This window comes from Dyella sp., assembly GCF_036746095.1.
In the GTDB taxonomy this organism is placed as follows: domain Bacteria; phylum Pseudomonadota; class Gammaproteobacteria; order Xanthomonadales; family Rhodanobacteraceae; genus Dyella_B.
Genome location: NZ_DAIOEU010000011.1, coordinates 78,080 through 96,242 on the forward strand (window position 1 = coordinate 78,080; position 18,163 = coordinate 96,242).

General features: G+C 63.3%; 18 protein-coding genes. 9 read left to right on the plus strand and 9 right to left on the minus strand.

What is annotated here, in order from left to right; all coding sequences use genetic code 11:
* The 9 genes from V7M64_RS07550 to V7M64_RS07590 all read left to right on the plus strand — a co-directional run bounded on the left by V7M64_RS07550 (position 1) and on the right by V7M64_RS07590 (position 9,510).
* Complete coding sequence (locus V7M64_RS07550; RefSeq protein WP_333678244.1) at positions 1-633, plus strand: FMN-binding negative transcriptional regulator; 633 nt, start codon at positions 1-3, stop codon at positions 631-633.
* Entirely contained in the window at positions 623-1,099 is a 477-nt protein-coding gene (locus V7M64_RS07555) for an OsmC family protein (protein WP_333678246.1), read from the plus strand. The genes V7M64_RS07550 and V7M64_RS07555 overlap by 11 nt, the downstream gene beginning before the upstream one ends.
* A 24-nt stretch (positions 1,100-1,123) precedes the next feature.
* On the plus strand, positions 1,124-2,317 hold the full coding sequence (locus tag V7M64_RS07560) for an argininosuccinate synthase (RefSeq protein ID WP_333678291.1): 1,194 nt from the start codon (positions 1,124-1,126) through the stop codon (positions 2,315-2,317).
* The gene (locus tag V7M64_RS07565; protein WP_333678248.1) at positions 2,314-3,453 is read left to right on the plus strand and encodes an acetylornithine deacetylase; all 1,140 of its coding nucleotides are present in this window, start codon (positions 2,314-2,316) and stop codon (positions 3,451-3,453) included. Before V7M64_RS07560 ends, V7M64_RS07565 begins: the two co-directional genes overlap by 4 nt.
* 37 nt (positions 3,454-3,490) lie before the next feature.
* Positions 3,491-4,756, plus strand: coding sequence for an acetylglutamate kinase (locus tag V7M64_RS07570; RefSeq protein ID WP_333678292.1), 1,266 nt, complete (start codon positions 3,491-3,493; stop codon positions 4,754-4,756).
* Positions 4,757-4,761: 5 nt separating this feature from the next.
* Positions 4,762-5,715 carry an N-acetyl-gamma-glutamyl-phosphate reductase gene (gene argC, locus V7M64_RS07575; RefSeq protein WP_333678250.1) on the plus strand — a complete coding sequence of 318 codons (954 nt, stop codon included), beginning with the start codon at positions 4,762-4,764 and terminating at the stop codon, positions 5,713-5,715.
* 82 nt (positions 5,716-5,797) lie between these two features.
* On the plus strand, positions 5,798-7,093 hold the full coding sequence (gene argH, locus V7M64_RS07580; RefSeq protein ID WP_333678253.1) for an argininosuccinate lyase: 1,296 nt from the start codon (positions 5,798-5,800) through the stop codon (positions 7,091-7,093).
* Between the two features lie 9 nt (positions 7,094-7,102).
* Positions 7,103-8,251, plus strand: coding sequence for a glutamate 5-kinase (gene proB, locus V7M64_RS07585; protein ID WP_333678255.1), 1,149 nt, complete (start codon positions 7,103-7,105; stop codon positions 8,249-8,251).
* Entirely contained in the window at positions 8,248-9,510 is a 1,263-nt protein-coding gene (locus V7M64_RS07590) for a glutamate-5-semialdehyde dehydrogenase (RefSeq protein ID WP_333678257.1), read from the plus strand. Before proB ends, V7M64_RS07590 begins: the two co-directional genes overlap by 4 nt.
* A 74-nt stretch (positions 9,511-9,584) precedes the next feature.
* Here V7M64_RS07590 and kynU read toward each other — a convergent pair whose 3' ends face one another.
* The 9 genes from kynU to V7M64_RS07635 form a co-directional block, all read right to left on the minus strand.
* Complete coding sequence (gene kynU / locus V7M64_RS07595; RefSeq protein WP_333678258.1) at positions 9,585-10,862, minus strand: kynureninase; 1,278 nt, start codon at positions 10,860-10,862, stop codon at positions 9,585-9,587.
* A 92-nt stretch (positions 10,863-10,954) separates the two neighbouring features.
* Positions 10,955-11,476 carry a hypothetical protein gene (locus V7M64_RS07600; protein WP_333678259.1) on the minus strand — a complete coding sequence of 174 codons (522 nt, stop codon included), beginning with the start codon at positions 11,474-11,476 and terminating at the stop codon, positions 10,955-10,957.
* Positions 11,473-12,507 carry an amidohydrolase family protein gene (locus V7M64_RS07605; protein ID WP_333678260.1) on the minus strand — a complete coding sequence of 345 codons (1,035 nt, stop codon included), beginning with the start codon at positions 12,505-12,507 and terminating at the stop codon, positions 11,473-11,475. The genes V7M64_RS07600 and V7M64_RS07605 overlap by 4 nt, the downstream gene beginning before the upstream one ends.
* Before the next feature lie 51 nt (positions 12,508-12,558).
* Positions 12,559-14,664 carry an FUSC family protein gene (locus tag V7M64_RS07610; protein WP_333678261.1) on the minus strand — a complete coding sequence of 702 codons (2,106 nt, stop codon included), beginning with the start codon at positions 14,662-14,664 and terminating at the stop codon, positions 12,559-12,561.
* A gap of 139 nt (positions 14,665-14,803) precedes the next feature.
* Complete coding sequence (gene yeiP, locus V7M64_RS07615; RefSeq protein WP_333678262.1) at positions 14,804-15,382, minus strand: elongation factor P-like protein YeiP; 579 nt, start codon at positions 15,380-15,382, stop codon at positions 14,804-14,806.
* A 38-nt stretch (positions 15,383-15,420) separates the two neighbouring features.
* Positions 15,421-16,182 carry an SDR family NAD(P)-dependent oxidoreductase gene (locus V7M64_RS07620; RefSeq protein ID WP_333678263.1) on the minus strand — a complete coding sequence of 254 codons (762 nt, stop codon included), beginning with the start codon at positions 16,180-16,182 and terminating at the stop codon, positions 15,421-15,423.
* Between the two features lie 141 nt (positions 16,183-16,323).
* A complete protein-coding gene (locus tag V7M64_RS07625) occupies positions 16,324-17,067 on the minus strand; it encodes a hypothetical protein (RefSeq protein ID WP_333678264.1) in 744 nt (247 codons plus the stop codon).
* A gap of 24 nt (positions 17,068-17,091) precedes the next feature.
* Entirely contained in the window at positions 17,092-17,667 is a 576-nt protein-coding gene (locus V7M64_RS07630) for an N-acetyltransferase family protein (RefSeq protein WP_333678266.1), read from the minus strand.
* Entirely contained in the window at positions 17,664-18,152 is a 489-nt protein-coding gene (locus V7M64_RS07635) for a GNAT family N-acetyltransferase (RefSeq protein ID WP_333678268.1), read from the minus strand. Before V7M64_RS07635 ends, V7M64_RS07630 begins: the two co-directional genes overlap by 4 nt.
* Positions 18,153-18,163: the final 11 nt, after the last annotated feature.

Consider the following 18,163-nt stretch of genomic DNA (forward strand, 5'->3'; position numbering starts at 1 on the left):
ATGTATCTGCCCAAATCTTTCCATGAAACACGGCCGGACGTATTGCACGCGCTGATGCGCGACTATCCGTTTGCCACCATCGTCATGCATGGGAACGACGGCCTGGTTGCCAATCACATACCGCTGGAACTGGCCAGCGATGCATCGCTGCACGGACACGTGGCGCGCGGCAACGAATTGGCGAAAGCAGACGGCGCCGAAGTGCTGGTGATCTTCCATGGCGTGGATGGCTACGTCAGTCCCAATTGGTATCCAAGCAAGCACGAGACCGGACGCGAAGTGCCCACCTGGAACTATGCCGTGGTGCACGTGCATGGCCGCTTGCGCGTCGTGGAAGATCCTGCCTGGTTACGCCAGTTGCTGGATCGGTTGACCGACCGCCACGAAGCATCGCAGGCGAAACCGTGGCACGTCAGCGATGCGCCGGAAGACCACATCGAAAAGATGCTGCGCCTGATCGTGGGTATCGACATCGCGATCGAACGTATCGAGGGCAAATTCAAGCTGAGCCAGAATCATCCGGACGCCAATCGGGCCGGTGTATTGAAAGGCTTGGCCGAGCGCGATGGGCGACGCGATGCCGAACTGGCCGAACTGATGCAGCAAACCGAGGAGCGTCGGCATGGGCGATAAGCAGCACCAGTACCCCGTGCAAGTGGTGTGGACCGGCAATCATGGCAGCGGCACCAAAACCTACCAGGGTTACGGGCGCGAGCATGAAGTCCGCGTCGCCGGCAAACCGGTGATCGCCGGGTCGTCCGACGCAGCGTTTCGCGGCGACGGCAGCAAGCACAATCCCGAGGACATGCTGGTGGCCGCGCTATCGAGCTGCCACATGCTCTGGTACCTGCATCTTGCTGCCGTAGCGGGCGTGGTGGTGACCGGCTACATCGACGACGCCGTCGGCACTTTGCAGGAGCGCGGCAACGACGGCCGTTTCATTGAGGTAGTGCTGTGCCCGCGCGTCACCATCACCGCGGCCAGCGATCCGGAAACCGCCAGGTGCGTGCACGACGACGCGCACCATGCCTGCTTCATCGCCAACTCCGTCAACTTTCCGGTGCGCTGCGAACCACGCATTGTCATCGAATCCATGTAAACCACCTTTCTTTTTGGATCTCGCATCATGAGCAAAGACATCGTTCTGGCCTTCTCCGGCGGTCTCGACACCAGCTTCTGCATTCCCTACCTGCAGGAACGCGGTTGGGCCGTGCACACTGTGTTCGCCGATACCGGCGGCGTGGATGCCGAAGAGCGCGCCTATATCGAAGCGCGCGCCAAGGAACTGAAGGCGGCCAGCCACGTCACGATCGATGGCGGTCCGGCGATCTGGAATGGCTTCGTCAAGCCGTTCGTGTGGGCCGGCGAGGGCTACCAGGGCCAATATCCGCTGCTGGTGTCCGACCGCTACCTGATCGTCGATGCCGCGCTCAAGCGCTGTGCCGAACTGGGCACCAAGGCGATCGCGCACGGTTGCACCGGCATGGGCAACGACCAGGTGCGTTTCGACCTAGCCGTCAAAGCGCAGGGCGACTACGAGATCGTGGCGCCGATCCGCGAGATCCAGAAAGAACACACCGAAGTACGCGCCTACGAGCAGAAATACCTGGAAGCCAAGGGTTTCGGCGTTCGTGCGAAGCAGAAGGCCTACACCATCAACGAAAACCTGCTTGGCGTGACCATGTCCGGCGGCGAGATCGATCGCTGGCAGACCCCGGGCGAAGGCGCCGTGGGCTGGTGCAAGCCGCGTGCCGAATGGCCGTCCAAATCGCTGCGTTTGAAGCTCAGCTTCGTCAACGGCGAAGCGGTGGCGCTGGACGGTGAGAAGATCGACGGCCACAAGCTGCTCGCCAAGCTCAATAGCGTGTTGGCGCAGTACGGCGTGGGCCGCGGCATCTACACCGGCGACACCACCATCGGCTTGAAGGGCCGCATCATTTTTGAAGCGCCGGGCCTTACCGCCCTGCTGGCGGCGCATCGCGCGCTGGAAGAAGCCGTGCTGACCAAGCAGCAGAACCGCTTCAAGCCTGACGTGGCGCGCAAATGGGTGGAGCTGGTCTACGAAGGTTTCTTCCACGATCCGCTGAAAACCGACCTCGAAGCGTTCCTGGCTTCCAGCCAGTCGACCGTCAACGGCGACGTGGTGCTGGAAACCAGCGGCGGCATCATCAACGCGGTCGCCGTGGAGTCCAAGCATATTCTCAACGCCAAGGGCGCCACGTATGCGCAGGCGGCCGACTGGGGCGTGGCGGAAGCCGAAGGCTTCATCAAGCTGTTCGGCATGAGCAGTACGCTGTGGGCCGAGGTGAATCGATGAGTGCTGCGGACCTCCGGACGCAGGATTCAGGACTCGGTGCGGCGTTGCTCGATGCGACGCTGAAGCATCTGCGCGCGCTGGTGTCGTTCGATACGCGCAATCCGCCGCGCTCGATCGGTACCGGCGGCATCTTCGACTATCTGCGCGAACAGCTGCCAGGTTTCGACGTGCAGGTGACCGACTACGGCGCGGGCGCGGTGACGCTCCATGCCGTGCGCGGCAAGCCGAAATATCTGTTCAACGTGCACCTGGACACGGTGCCGGATTCGCCGCATTGGACGCGTGATCCGCATGTACTGGAAACAACGGCTGATCGCGCCATCGGCCTTGGCGCTTGCGACATCAAGGGCGCAGCGGCCGCCTTGGCGGCGGTGGCGAACGCCTGCCAGGGCGACTTGGCCTTGCTGTTCTCCACCGATGAAGAAGCGAACGATCCGCGCTGCATTGCCGGCTTCCTCAAGGAAGGGCACGCGTACGATGCGGTGATCGTGGCCGAGCCGACATGCGTTGAAGCCGTGCTCGCGCATCGCGGCATCCATTCGGTGCAGATGCGCTTCAGCGGCCAGGCCGGCCACGCTTCCGGTGAGATCAAGCCGACGGACAGCGCCGTGCATCAAGCCATCCGCTGGGGGGGCGCCGCCCTGGATCATGTCGAAAGCCTCTCGCATGAGCGCTTCGGTGGACTTACTGGCTTGCGCTTCAACATCGGCCGCGTCGAAGGCGGTATCAAGGCAAACATGATTGCGCCTACCGCAGACGTCCGTTTCGGTTTTCGTCCGCTGCCGAGCATGGACCCGGACCAGTTGCTGGAAACCTTCCGTACGCTGGTGGAGCCCACGCCGGTCAGCTACGAGGAACTGTTCCGCGGCATGTCGCTTCCCGCAGGCGATGTTCCCAACGCCGAAGCACGCCGCCTTGCCGCGCGTGACATTGCCGACGAACTGGGCATTCCCGTCGGCAACGCCGTGAATTTCTGGACCGAAGCGGCGCTGTTCTCCGAAGCCGGTTATATCTCCTTCGTCTACGGCCCCGGCGATATCGCCCAGGCGCACACCGCCGACGAATGGGTCGCGCTGGATCAATTGCAAACGTACGCACAAACCATCTACGAGATCGTGAACCGTGGAAGCGCATAAGAACACTCGCCAGACCATTGTGCGCCTGCTCTCCGCCATGGGCAGCGCCAAGGAAATCCAGCAATACCTCAAGCGCTTTTCGCAGGTCGATGCCAAGCGATTCGCGGTAGTGAAAGTGGGCGGCGCGGTGCTGCGCGACGAGCTCAACGACCTCACCTCTTCGCTGACCTTTCTGCAGCAGGTGGGTCTTACACCGATCGTGCTGCACGGTGCCGGTCCGCAGCTGGATGAAGAACTGCAAGCCGCAGGCATCACCAAGCAAACCATCAATGGCTTGCGCGTCACCTCGCCGAAAGCCCTGGGTATCGTGCGTCGGGTGTTCCAGCAGCAGAACCTGCGCCTGGTCGAAGCGCTGCAGGCAATGGATACGCGTGCCACCTCGGTGCCGTCCGGCGTGTTCATGTCCAGCTTCCTGGACAAGGACGTCTACGGCATGGTGGGCAAGGTCGACAGCATCAATCTCGCGCCGATCGAAGCGAGCTTGCGCGCGGGTTCCATTCCGGTCATCGCGAGTCTCGGCGAAACGGATGAGGGCCAGTTCCTCAACATCAACGCCGACTTTGCCGCCAATGAACTGGTGCGCGTGCTGCAGCCGTACAAGATCGTCTTCCTGACCGGTACCGGTGGCCTGCTTGACGACCAGGGCCAGATTATCGATTCGATCAACCTGAGCACGGAGTTCGAGCAGCTGATCCAGCAACCCTGGATCAACGGTGGCATGCGCGTGAAGATCGAGCAGATTGCCGATCTGCTGCAAAGCCTGCCTCTGACCTCGTCGGTGTCGATCACGCGCCCTTCCGAACTGGCGAAGGAATTGTTCACGCACAAAGGTTCCGGCACGTTGGTGCGTCGTGGCGAAAAGGTGTTCCGTTTTGAAAGCTGGGACGGCGTGGACCAGGTACGCATGCGCGAACTGATCGAATCCAGCTTTGGCCGCAAAGTGGTCGACGATTACTTCGCACGCACCAAGCCCTATCGCATCTACGTCAGCGAAAACTATCGCGCTGCGATGATCCTCACCCGCGAGGATGGCCTGATCTACCTCGACAAATTCGCCGTGCTCGACGATGCGCAGGGCGAAGGCCTCGGCCGCGCGGTGTGGCAGGTGATGCGCGAGGAAAATCCGCAGCTGTTCTGGCGTTCGCGTCACGGTAACGCGATCAATTATTTCTACTACGCCGAGTCGGACGGTTGCTACAAGCAGGAGCGCTGGAAAGTGTTCTGGTACGGCCTGGACGGTTTCGACACGATCGCGCGCTGCGTCGAGCATTGCGCCACACGCCAACCCACCTTGATCGACTGACGACTATGGCTATTTCCAACAAACGCATCGGCATCGTCGGCGCCCGCGGCCATACCGGCGCGGAACTGATCCGCCTGGTGGCAGCGCACCCGGCGCTGGAGCTGGCATACGTGTCCTCGCGCGAGTTGAACGGGCAGCGCGTCGAGGACCACGTCGAAGCGTACAAGGGCGAGTTGCGCTACAGCTCGCCAGCGCATGAAGAATTGCCGTCGCTCGATGCCGACGTCGTGGTACTGGCGCTGCCGAATGGAAAAGCATCCGTTTGCGTGAAAGCGTTCGACGCGGCCGGTAAGAGTCCCGTCATCGTGGATCTTTCCGCGGACTATCGCTTCGACAATACCTGGTACTACGGCCTGCCCGAACTTACCCGCAACAAGTGGCGTGGCGAGAAGCGCATCAGCAATCCTGGCTGCTATGCCACCGCCATCCAGCTTTCCGTGGCGCCGCTCAAGGATGTGCTGGCCGCGCCGCCGGTGTGCTTCGGCGTCTCCGGCTACTCCGGTGCCGGCACCACGCCATCGGACAAGAACAACCCGGAAAAGCTGCGCGACAACCTGATGCCGTATTCGCTTACCGGCCACATGCATGAGAAGGAAGCGAGCCGGCATTTGGGCATACCGGTGGAATTCATGCCGCACGTGGCGCCGCATTTCCGCGGCCTGACGGTGACGACGAATCTCTACCTGTCGCGTGCATTGAAGCGTGAAGATGTGCTGGCGCGCTTCCAGCAGGCCTACGCGGGCGAGAAGCTGGTGCGCGTGCTCGACGAGGCGCCGTGGGTGAGCCAGATCGCTGGTAAGCATCACGCCGAGGTGGGTGGCTTTGCGCTGTCGGCGGACGGCAAGCGTGTGGTGGTAGTGGCCACGCTCGACAACCTGTTGAAGGGTGCTGCAACGCAGGCGATGCAGAACATCAACCGGGCGATTGGGGTGGATGAGTACACGTCAATCCCTGTGTAAGGCGCGATATGCATATCGTTATTGGCCGTCATTCCCGCTTTCGCGGGAATGACGGCAAAAAACAAAAAGAGAACCTAAAGCCATGACCGACCTCCTTTGGCAAAAAGCCGGCGTCGAAACCAACGCGAAAATCATGAAGTTCCTCGCCGGCGACGACGTGCTGCTGGACCGCGAGTTCTTCCTGCACGACATCACTGCCAGCAAGGCGCATGTGGAGGGTCTGGCCAACATCGGTGTCGTCAGCGCGAAAGAGATGGAAGACTTGAAGCGCGAACTGGATGTACTGGCCGAGGACTTCCGCGCCGGCCGCTTCGTGCTGGACGACCGCTACGAAGACGGCCATTCCGCCATCGAAGCCCGCCTTACCGAGCGCCTCGGCGATGCCGGCCGTCGCGTGCACACCGGCCGCAGCCGCAACGACCAGATCCTGGTCGCCACGCGCCTGTGGCTGAAGGAAAAGCTTGCGCTGTTGGAAACGCATTGCCACAGCATTGCCGACGTGTGCTTGCAGCGTGCCGCGCAACCGGCAGTGCCATTGCCGGGCTACACCCATCTGCAACGCGCGGTAGTGTCGTCCACCGGCATGTGGTTTGCCGGTTTCGCCGAAGGCTTTATCGACAACGCGTGGCGCGCCAGGCAGACCGCTGCGTGGATCGATGCCAACCCGCTCGGCACCGCCGCCGGCTACGGTGTCAACCTGCCGCTGGATCGCGCGCATACCACGCAGGCGCTGGGCTTTGGCCGCATGCAGGTCTCGCCCATCTACGCGCAGCTTTCGCGCGGCAAGTTCGAGATGGCGGTGATGGAAGCGTTGAGCAGCGCCATGCTCGATGCACGCCGCCTGGCCTGGGATCTATCGCTGTTCACGACGGCGGAATTCAACTTCGTGTCGCTGCCATCGGAATACACCACCGGCAGTTCGATCATGCCCAACAAGCGCAACCCGGACGTGGTGGAGCTGCTGCGTGCCTCCTATGCCACCGTTGCGGCGGCACGCTGCGAAATCGAGCAACTGCTGTCGCTGCCGTCCGGCTATCAACGCGACCTGCAATTCTCCAAGGGTTCGCTGTTCCATGGCGTCACCCATGGCCTCGCCGCGCTGGAACTGTTGCCCGACCTGCTCGCACGCATGCAATGGAACGAACCCGCCATGCGCGCGGCGATCGAGCCGGCGATGTACGCCACCGACGTCGCCATCGAACAGGCTGCCGCAGGTGTTCCGTTTCGCGAAGCCTACAAAGCCGCGGCCCAGGCAGCGCAGCAAGCCGGGCACGGGCGCACCCCTGAATCCAGCCTCGCGGCGCGCACCTCGCCGGGCGCGGGCAACGACGTGCAATTGGCCGTATTGCGGCAGCGTCTCGATAACCTGGCGTCATAGCGAACCGACATGAGCATCGTCCGCTTGCCAGAACACAGCTTGCCCACATGGCGCCGCGTGGTGCTCAAAGTCGGCAGCAATTTGCTCGCTGCCGACGGCGGCGGCCTGACGCCGCTTTACGCGCAAGCCTTGGCCGGATTTATCAGCGCAAGCCAGCGTGCAGGGCGTGAGGTGGTGCTGGTATCTTCCGGCGCTGTTGCCGCCGGCCGCGCCTTGCTGCGCCAGCGCACCGCACCAGGGCCGGAGTTGGCGGCGAAGCAGGCGCTGGCCGCATTGGGCCAGGCACCGATGATCGCGTTGTGGCAAAGCCTGTCGGAGCATCCCGTCGCACAAGTGCTGCTGACCCACGACGATCTGCGCAACCGACGCCGCTACCTCAACGCGCGTGCAACGCTGCGCGAGTTGTTAATGCTGGGCGTCTTGCCGGTCGTCAACGAAAACGACACGGTCGCGGTGGACGAACTCAAGCTCGGCGACAACGACAATCTCGCCGCCATCGTTGCCGCCCTGGTCGATGCCGATTTGTTGCTGATCGCCTCGGATGTGGATGCGCTCTACAACGCCGATCCCCGCCGCGATCCGGCAGCCAAACCTATCGGCCACGTGCCGCAGCTGACCGCGCAGATCATGGCCATGGCTGGCGGCAGCGGCACTACCGTGGGCACCGGCGGCATGCGGACCAAGCTGCAGGCCGCCGAAAAGGCTGCCGCAGCCGGTATTCCCACGGCGTTGTTCAGCGGCCGCGAGCCGGCGACGGTCAAGGCCCTGGAAGAAGGGCAGCTGCGCGGCACCTTGATCGATGTCGCGGGCAATCGCATGCAGGCACGCAAATATTGGTTGCGCCATGCACCGACCGGCAGCGGTCGCGTGAGCGTCGATGCGGGTGCCGTGCGCGCCCTTGCCGGCGGGCGCGCGTCGCTGTTGCCCGGCGGTATCCTCGACGTGGCAGGCGAATTCCATCGAGGCGACCTGATCGAAATCGTGGACGCCCAGGACCGACCCGTGGCACGCGGACTCTGCCAGTACGGTGCGGCCGAAGTGCGCCGTCTGGTCGGGCGGCACAGCCGCGATATCGCGTCCATCCTCGGCTACAGCTATGGCGATGAAATCGTGCATCGCGACGATCTGGCCACCATTGCAGGAGAATCGGAAGCATGAGCGAGATTCGACACCTGGCCCTGGCCTGCAAGGACGCGGCGCAAGCCATGTTTGCCCTTGATACGGACACCAAGCGCAAGCTGTTGCACGACATGGCTGCTGCGCTGGAAACGCAACGCGATGCCATCCTTGCGGCGAACGCACGCGACCTGCAGCACGCCACTGCGAAGGGCACGCAAGGCGCGATGCTCGATCGGCTGCGCCTGGATGAATCCCGCATCGCCGGCATCGCCAACGCCGTGCGCGAGATCGCTGCATTGCCCGATCCGGTTGGCCTGGTCACGCGCCGCGAAACACGCCCGAACGGCCTGGAAATCGAGCGCGTGCGGATTCCGCTGGGCGTGATCGCGATGATCTACGAAGCGCGTCCCAATGTCACCGCCGATGCCGCCGCACTGTGCCTGATGGCAGGCAACGCCGTGATCCTTCGTGGCGGTTCCGAAGCGCTGCAGTCGAACATGGCGATCGCATCGGCACTGCACAGCGCGTTGGAAAAGCACGATGTGCCAGCAGCTGCCATCACCCTGATCGAAGACTTGCGCCGCGAAACGATGGTGGAGCTGCTGCAGCTCAGCGACATCGTCGACCTGGCGATTCCGCGCGGCGGCGAGGGATTGATCCACTTCGTCGCCGAACATGCGCGCGTGCCGGTGATCAAGCATTACAAGGGCGTCTGCCATTTATACGTCGATGCTTCCGCCGATGAAGCATTGGCGTTGAACCTGCTGGTCGATGGCAAAACCTCGCGTCCTGGCGTGTGCAATGCGCTGGAAACCTTGCTGGTACACCGCGATGTCGCCGCGTCGTTCCTGCCCAAGGCAGCGCAGGCATTGCAGGAGCGTGGTGTGGAGTTGCGCGGTTGCGAACGCGCGCGCGCACTGGTCGAAGGCATGCGCCCGGCTACCGAGGAAGACTACGCGGCGGAATTTCTCGACCTTATCCTGGCCATCCGCGTGGTCGATGATCTTGGCATGGCGATCGGCCATATCCAGTGCTTCGGTTCCGACCATACCGAAGTCATCGCGACACGTGACGATGAATCGGAGCGCTGTTTCACGCATGCCATTCGCTCGGCCGTGGTGATGGTGAACGCGTCCTCGCGTTTTTCCGATGGCGGCGAATTGGGCCTTGGCGCCGAGATCGGCATCTCCACCACGCGCCTGCATGCGTACGGGCCGATGGGTGCGGAGGCCTTGACGGTCGAGCGGTTTATCGTGCGCGGCGAGGGGCAGGTGCGCCATCCGCAGAGCCGGTTGTAACAGGCCGTTCGCCGGCCCTGTGATGTTCCCTTGTTTTCCGCTCGTTGTCCCGGCGACTCGGTAGCCTGCCTCGCTCAGCCGTTTTTCCAGCGACGCACCGCCTGTGCAAATGCCAGGCAATCTGCAAACTGGTTGTATAGCGGCACTGGCGAGATACGGATCACGTCGGGCTCGCGCCAGTCGCCGATGATGCCGTTATCGATCAGGTATTCGAACAACGCGCGCCCCTGCGTACGGCCGCCCAGCACGCGAATGGAAAGCTGCGAACCACGGCGTTCGAGTTCTTTCGGCGTTACGATCTCCAGCACGTCGGGCAACTGTGTTTCCACCAGCCATTGCAGATAGCCGGTGAGCTGCAGTGATTTTTCGCGCAAACGCGGCATGCCTGCGCGGTGGAAAATGTCCAGTGATACCCGCAGCGGCGCCAGCGAAAGAATCGGCGGATTGGAGAGCTGCCAGCCATCGGCACCCGGCGTGGGAACAAATTCCGGGCCCATCTGGAAGCGCGTGGCCTTGTCGTGCCCCCACCAGCCAGCAAAGCGCGGCAGAGCGGCACGGGCATGGCGTGAGTGGACGAACGCGCCACCCACCGCGCCAGGGCCGCCATTGAGATACTTGTAACTGCACCAGATGGCGAAATCCATGCCGCTGTCGTGCAGCTGCAGTGGCAGGTTGCCGACGGCGTGCGCAAGGTCGAAACCCACCTGGCAACCTTGCTTGTGCGCCAGCTCGGTAATCGCCTTGAGATCGAACGCCTGCCCGGTGCGATATTGCACGCCGGGCAGCAATACCAGCGCGATGCGCGAACCATGCTCGGCAAGCACGCGTTCGATGGCGCCCATCGAGATCGTGCCGTTGGGCTCGTCGCCTTCCAGTTCGATCAACGAAAGATTCGGGCTGAAGCCGTGATAGCGGATTTGCGATTCCACCGCGTAGCGGTCAGTAGGAAACGCGCCCGCCTCGATCAGAATGGCGTGGCGGTCCGGCGTGGGGCGATAGAAGCTCACCATCATCAGGTGCAAGTTCACGCCAAGCGTGTTCATGGCGACGACTTCACCGGGTTGCGCGCCGACGACTCCGGCCAGGTGGTCGCGCACGAACTCGTGGTAATCCATCCACGGCAGGCGGCCTTTGAAGTGGCCTTCCACGCCGAGCTCGCCCCAGTAGTCCAGTTCCGCATTGACGGCTTCGCGCGACGCGCGTGGTTGCAGCCCTAGCGAATTGCCGCAGAAGTAATGGCTCTCGCCGTGCTCGTGCGGTGGAATCAGAAACTCCTTGCGAAAATCGCGCAATGGGTCGGCTGCATCACGGGCCTGGGCCCATTCGGCGGTGGCTTCGTAGTGTGGGGACATTGCGGTATCCAAACAGCTGTTTCGTGCCGCCGTCATTCCTGCTTTCCAGGGCATGGCGACGCAGGTGGAATGTCAAACGATGATCAGGCGCATCAGCTGCCCAAGCTTGCGGCGACGTCATTGCAACCCTTGTCGAACGCCGCAGCCCAGGCTTGGCCGGCCTCGCTGGCGGACGGACGTACGCAGCGCAACTGGATGGCATGGCCATGACGGAACCAGTAGCGCTCCGTATAGGTGTACTGCGTGCCGCTTTCGCTCGCGGTGTAGAGGAAGCTGTTCTGCTCACCCGACGGACGCGTACTTGCCTGGTAATCCTTCATGTTCCTGGCTTTCGCCATCGCGCCGTTGACGTAGTCGCCGAACGCCTGTGCATCCGGCACCTGCTTCACTGTGACGGTGACGCGCGCCAACGTGGTGCTCGCGCTGGGCGAGGGATCGGGCACCTGAAACACGCGCACTTCCGGATCGCCATCCACTTGCATGATGCCGACCCATCCGGCTGGCGTGGTGAAGTGCACGCTGCCGGACGCCATGCTGATGTCGTCGGCGTGGGCCACGGTGATGCTGGCCAATGCAAGTAAGGCTGTCACCACCATGTAGCGGGTCAATCTCATGCGTGTTCCTCAGGATGCGGGTTGGATACGAAGCGACGTAGCGGCAGCCCCAGCCATTCCAGTGCGGTGCCGTGAAACAGGCGGGCGCGGGTCGGTTCGTCCAAGTGCAGCGACTCGATGCCGCTGCCCGGTTCCTGCTCCCCCAGCGGGAAAGGATAGTCGGTACCGAGCATGACGCGGTCGAAGCCGGTCACATCCAGGAGGTATTGCAGCGCGCGGGGATCGTGCACGCAGGAGTCGAAGTACAGGCGCTTCAGATATTCGCGCGGATTGCGCGGGTTATCCGTGGCGACCAGGTCCGGACGCATGCGGAAGCCGTGTTCAATACGGCCGATGCTCCACGGAAAGCTGCCGCCGCCGTGCGCAAGCATCACGCGCAGCTTGGGCAGCCGTTCCAGCACGCCGCCGAACGCAAGGCAGCAGCCGGCGCGCGATTGTTCGGCCGGCATGCCCACCAGCCACGGCATCCAGTATTTGGGCATGGTGGCCGCGCCCATCATGTCCCACGGATGCACCATCACGGCGGCACCGAGATCTGCCGCGGCTTCGAAGAACGGGAACAGCTCCGGTGCGTCCAGGTTCCACTCGTTGCAATGCGAGCCGATCTGCACGCCGGAGAGGCCCAGTTCGTCGATGCAGCGCTCCAGTTCGCGAATCGCCAGTTCGGGCGACTGCAGCGGCACCGTACCGATGCCGGCGTAGTTTTTGGGGTAGTCCCGGCAAACGCCGGCCATGTGATCGTTGAGATGGCGATGCAGTTCCAGCGCCTGGTAACCCGGCGCCCAATACGAGAACAGCACCGGCACGGTGGAGATCACCTGCACGTTCACGCCGAAGCGGGCGTAGTCATCGACGCGATGTTGCGGATCGAACGACGACTCCCATACCTCGCGGAAGAACTTGCCGTCCTTGTAGATGCGATGCCGGCCATCGCTGTGGATCATCACCGGGAAGGCATCGTTGCCGAATTTTGCGGCGAGATTGGGCCAGTCACGCGGAAGGATGTGGGCGTGGGTATCGATTTTCAGCATGCATCAAGTGTAGCGCCTGCCGGGCCGATCGTTTGTAGGCAGTACGGGGACCTAGGGATGCACGCGGTGTTCACCCTGCGCGGCCGCCGCTTCCTGCGGGCCCCGTCCGACCACGTAGGCCAGCGTGTTGATGTTGTCGACCAGGCGATCGCCGATGCGCGCCAGCTGCTCGGCGCGAGGACGGTCGTCCGCCATGGCGAGCAGGGTGGCCAGGCTGCGCTGCAGTTGCCGCAGTTCCGGGGCCGGCGGGGGCGCCTGGTTGTTGCGCAATGCAACAGCCAGGGCATGCAACTGGTCCGCCGCCCGCTCGACGAAGTGAGTGACTTCCACCTGTTCGGGCAAGTTGTCGCAGTCGTGCAGCAGCGCTTCCAGCGTCATCGAAGTGCGCGCCAGGCGGTTGCCGTTGAGGAACAGCGCATTGGCCAATTCGAGCAGGTTTAGCGGCGTGGCCGGCTCGGCCTGCATGCGATCCAGGGAGGCTTGCGCATTGGTGCGCGCCGTACGCACGGCAGTGCGGGTTTCGCGGTGGGCGTGGCGCTGTGCCGGACGCGCCAGCGCATGCAGGTAATCCGCGTAGGCATCCAACATATCTGACAAGGCGGAGCGCGCGCGCCGGCGTTCCCACGTGGGCCACACCACGTAGGCGAGCAGGGCCATGCCGCTGCCGAGCACGGTGTTCAACACGCGATCCATCACCGCCGTGCCGGAGTTCACGCCCTCGAACGACAGCAGGATCACCACCGTGCCAGTCAGCGTCGCCACCGCAATGCCGTAGTGCGCGGTAGCCAGATAACGGAACGCCATGCACAGCACCGCCATCAGCGCGAGATGCGCCCAGGGATCGTGCGGCGTGATGTGCAGCAGGGCCGTGGTGAGCACCAGGCCGAGAATGGTGCCGGCCACGCGCAGCAAGCCGAAGTTGAAGGTGGCGGCGAAATCCGGCCGTAGCACGATCGCCGCCGTCATCGGCAGCCAGTAGCCGTGAGGCAGTTGCCACAGGCGCGAAATCAGCAGCGCGATGCTCAGGCACACCGCGCAACGCATTGCATGCCGGAACGCCACCGAATGCGTCGTGAGGTTCGCGCGCAGGGTGGCGAGCGCCGAGCTGCCGCGCAGCGCGCTCGGCAGGCGTGTCTCTGCCGCTGCGGCGCGTTGCTCGCCAGTGGCGCCAGCCCAGTCCGCATTGCGCAGGGCGGCGGCGAGCTTGCCGGAAAGAGCATGGATATGCGCGGCGACGCTGTCATTGCGGGTATGGGTGTCCAGCAGCGCGCGTTCGCTCGCCTGCAAGGTTTGCAGCGCGCGTGCGGCCTGTTCGGGTGAGTCGCCACTGTCCAGTGCATCGGCCAGCGCGCTCAGCACGCGGGCGGCATCGGTACGGAACATTGCCACGATGCTGGCCGCGCTGTGCAGTTCCGCCATCGCCACCAGCTCCAGGCGCAAGCGCTCGGCCAGCTCCAGCAAGACCGCGAAGGCCTCCATCGCGCGACCGCGCGCGTGATGGCGGCCGAGCAGCGTCTGCTGCAAGGTGGTCATCGCGTCGGTGAGCGCGGGCACGTCTTCGTCGTTCTGCTTGTTCTCACTCGCCAAGCTGGCAAGGCCGCGATAGACGGTAGCCAATGCATGCCGTTCCGGCCCGTAGCGCTGCAAGGGCCACGCGGCCACGGAGAACAGGGTAAGCAACAGGCCGCCGGCGAAGATCAGGCCTGCGCCAATGAGGGCGTTGTCGAGCGTGGTCGGCGTCGCTGCCGTGATCACCAGCAGGATCATGCTGGTCATGCCCACGCGGGCGATGTCCACGCCAAACACCACCAACAAGCCGCCGAAGAAACCGCAGGCTGCGGTGGCTATCAGGATCAACGGCAAATTGCCGCCGATCAAAAAGCCGCACAGCGAGGCGAGTCCCGCCGCCAGCGAAGCCAGCAGCAGCTGCTGCAGGCGCTGGCGATACGGACCGGGCTGGTCGGAAAACATCGTGTCGAGCGCACCAGCACCCACGGCCAGGCCGGCCTCGGCGTGGCCGGTGAGCATGCCCACTGCCAGCGGCAGCACGACCGCCGCGGTATTGCGCATCACCACCCATGCCGGCACGTCCGGACGCTTGGTCGCAGTCAGGCTTTGCAGCACGCTGGCGCGGAGCGAGTAAGTGCGGGTGGACATGGCGGGGAACGCGATCGGAATGTTAGTGATTCTGCCTTACCGCTGCGGCGGTGTCGCGTGATGCAGTGTGGCAAAACGGCGCCGCAATGGGCGCCGTTTTGTAGGGTTTCAAGGCTGCCGCCAATACGCGGCCCGGTGTTCAGAACGTCTTTTCGGAACCGCGTCCGGCGAATTCGCCGCTAAGCGTGTTCACCCACACTTTTTCGTCGGTGGTGATGTATTCGGGCACCTGGATTTCGATGCCCGTGTTGAGCTTGGCCGGCTTGGTGCGCTTGGTGGCGCTGGCGCCTTTCAGTTCCGGTGCGGTGTCCACCACGGTAAGCAGCACGCTGGTCGGCACCTGCAGGCCCACCGGCGCATCGTCGATCACCTGCACGTAATAGCCTTCCACGCTTTCCACGATGTAGCCGGCGTTGTCGCCGATCAGTTCCGGCCCGAGCGTGTATTGCGTGTAATCCTCGTTGTCCATGAACACGTAGGCATCACCGTCCATGTACGAGAAGTTGGCGGCGCGGCGCACCAGATCCATTTCCTTCAGATCATCGTCGGCGCGCAGACTGAGATCGAACTTGCGACCGCCGGGAATGGAATACAGCGTGAAACGGAACGTGACGTTGCCGCCACGCGCGGTGGGCGAACTGCGCTCGATGTCGCGCACTTGGTAAACGGTGCCTTCGTGTTCGACCACGTTGCCTTTTTTGACGTCGGAAGCTTTCATGGGTTGAGAGAGCCGATGATTGTGAGATGGGGTTTGCGTTACTTCGGCTGCAGACGTACCGCGCCATCCAGCCGGATCGTTTCGCCGTTGATGTAGCGGTTGCCGAGAATGAATGCCACGGTGGAGGCAAATTCTTCCGGCTTGCCCAGGCGCGAAGGGAAGGGGATGGAAGCGCTGAGCGATTCCTGCACCTGCGGGGGCATGCCATCGACCATCGGCGTCCAGAAGATGCCTGGCGCGATGGTCGCCACGCGGATGCCGAAGCGCGACAGTTCGCGCGCCATCGGCAAGGTCATGCCCACCACGCCGCCCTTCGATGCGGAGTAGGCAGCCTGGCCGATCTGGCCCTCGTAGGCGGCCACGCTGGCGGTGTTGATGATCACGCCGCGCTCGCCATCTTCACCGGCTTCGTTGTGCTGCATCAGCGCTGCGCCTGCCTTGGCAACGTTGAAGCTGCCCACCAGGTTCACCATCACGGTGGAGGCGAAGGTGTTCAACGCCATGGGACCTTCCTTGCCCAGCACGCGGCCGGCGCCGAGGATGCCGGCGCAATTGATCACTACGTTCAGGCCACCCAGCACTTCCTTGGCGGCGTTGACGTTGGCCGATACACCTTCTTCTGAGGTGACGTCGGTGCGGAAAAAGTGCCCGCTCAGCGCCTGGGCTGCTGCCTGGCCCTTTTCCTCGTTGACGTCGAACAGGGCGACGCGGCCGCCGTTGGCCGCCAGGTGCTGGGCCACGGCGTGGCCGAGGCCGGAAGCGCCTCCGGTGATGATGGCCTTGACTTGGTTGAGCTGCATGGGGATATCCCGAAAAGCGAAAACCGTCATGGTAACGCACACCCACTACGCGCGCTTTTCCCGATCGCCCATGCCGGGATGGGTGTCCACTGCTGCGTTGAGCGAACCATGGCGCGTTCACGCCACGGTTCGCCAAGCCAATCAGTGCAGGCAGTCCGTCAGGCTCTCGTGGAGTGTCATGTTGGTATGGGGCAGCACGACTTCCATGGGTTGGGTGTTGTTGACGAAGGCAGCGGCGAGGTCCTCGGCCCGCGTGGATGGAGCGAGTGGGCTGGCGCATTGCCATATACGCGGCCGCACCAGGATCTTGCCGCTGTCGGCATCGACCTCTTCCAGGCTTGCCGCGAACACCCAGACGCATTCGCCAATGATGCCGGTGCTGGTGTTGACCGAGCAGCGATATTTCAACGCTTCGATGTTCGTGTATTCGCCGCTGCAAAAGGTATCGCCGCATATGTCGTCGAAGTTCCGCTTCAGCGAATAGATGGTGCTCACCCAGGCGTCTTGCTGCTGCCAGGTAGGCAGATAATCCCGCATCTCGACATAGGTGGCTGCCATGGGGGAAGCGGCTTGCGGGCTTTGCGTGGCGGCTGCGGCGGGAAGCGCGAAGCACACGCCGAGAAAAAGCGCTAACCGGAAGGCTGCCGGGCGCATGATCGAACAAATGTTCATGAGGGTGATCTCCATGTTGGTGAAGGCTGCGCCATGTGCGGCGCAATGCCATTGAGCGTTACCGCCATGACGACAAACAGGAGAGATGTCCGAAAGCTGCGTAAGCTTTTTATGTGGCGGTTGCAAAGTGTGGACTCTTGGTCCATGGACAGTAGCGCGGAACCGCATAGGCTGGCGGTGAGAAAACGCCGAGCCCAACATTGCCTTCTGCATGGCAACGCTGGGGTTCGCATGCGCTCATCGGGCGCCTGCAGCCAATACATCGCGCAGCGTGGGCGATTCCATTAAGGCGGAGAATGCGGTTACGCCAGCAGGAGTGTGCGCCGGCGGTTGCAGCTCCCGTTGCCAGACCCCTACGTCCCACCACTGGCCGAGCTTGTATCCGGCTTTGCGCCAGACGCCGGCCGGGGTAAAGCCCATCGCTTCATGCAAGGCCACACTGGTCTCGCCCGGCATGGTAATCACACCCACGGCCTGGTTGATGCCCTGCAGGCGCATCACGTCCAGCAGGGTTCCGTAAAGCCTGCGCGCGATGCCACGTCGCCGTGCGTTCGCAAGCACGTAAATCGAGGTTTCGGCGATCCAGTCGTATGCCGCCCGTTCGCGAAAGCGTGTGGCATAGGCGTAGGCGAGCACTTCACCTTGTTCCTCCCATACCAGCCAGGGGTAATGCTGCAGGCGGGTGAGGATGCGCTGGCGCATCGCGTCCGCGCCGGGAAGTTCGGTTTCAAAAGTGATGGCGGTATCGATGACGGCAGGTGCATAGATGGCGTGGACGGCCTCGGCGTCTTCGGCGCGCGCGATGCGAATCATGAGATATCCCGGATGAAGAAACGATCGCAACCGAAGTGCCCGGTACCGCCCATCGGCGCGCACAACGCTTTGAAGCCGCTTTTCAGATATAGCGCCTGCGCGGCGTCCATGCCGGTGAGCGTTTCGATGTAGCAGCGCTTGAAGCCGAAGCTGCGGGCGGCATCCAGGCAACGCTGCATCATGGCGCTGCCGGCACCGATGCCGCGTGCTTCGGGCAGGAAGTACATTTTGCGCAGTTCGCAGACATCATCCTCGCCGGCATCCAGCGGCGCGATACCGCCGCCGCCAACCACGATGCCATTGAGCGCCACCACGAAATAGGCGCAGCGCTGTCGCGCGTAGGCCGCGTGCATGTCGTCCACTTCGGCATCATGGATGGCGAAGCCGGGACCGTCGGCGCCGAACTCGGGCATGACGGTGCGGATGATGCTGGCGATGGCGGCGCTATCGCGCGGCTCGATCGAGCGGATGAGGAAGTTGGGCATGCGCGGGAAAT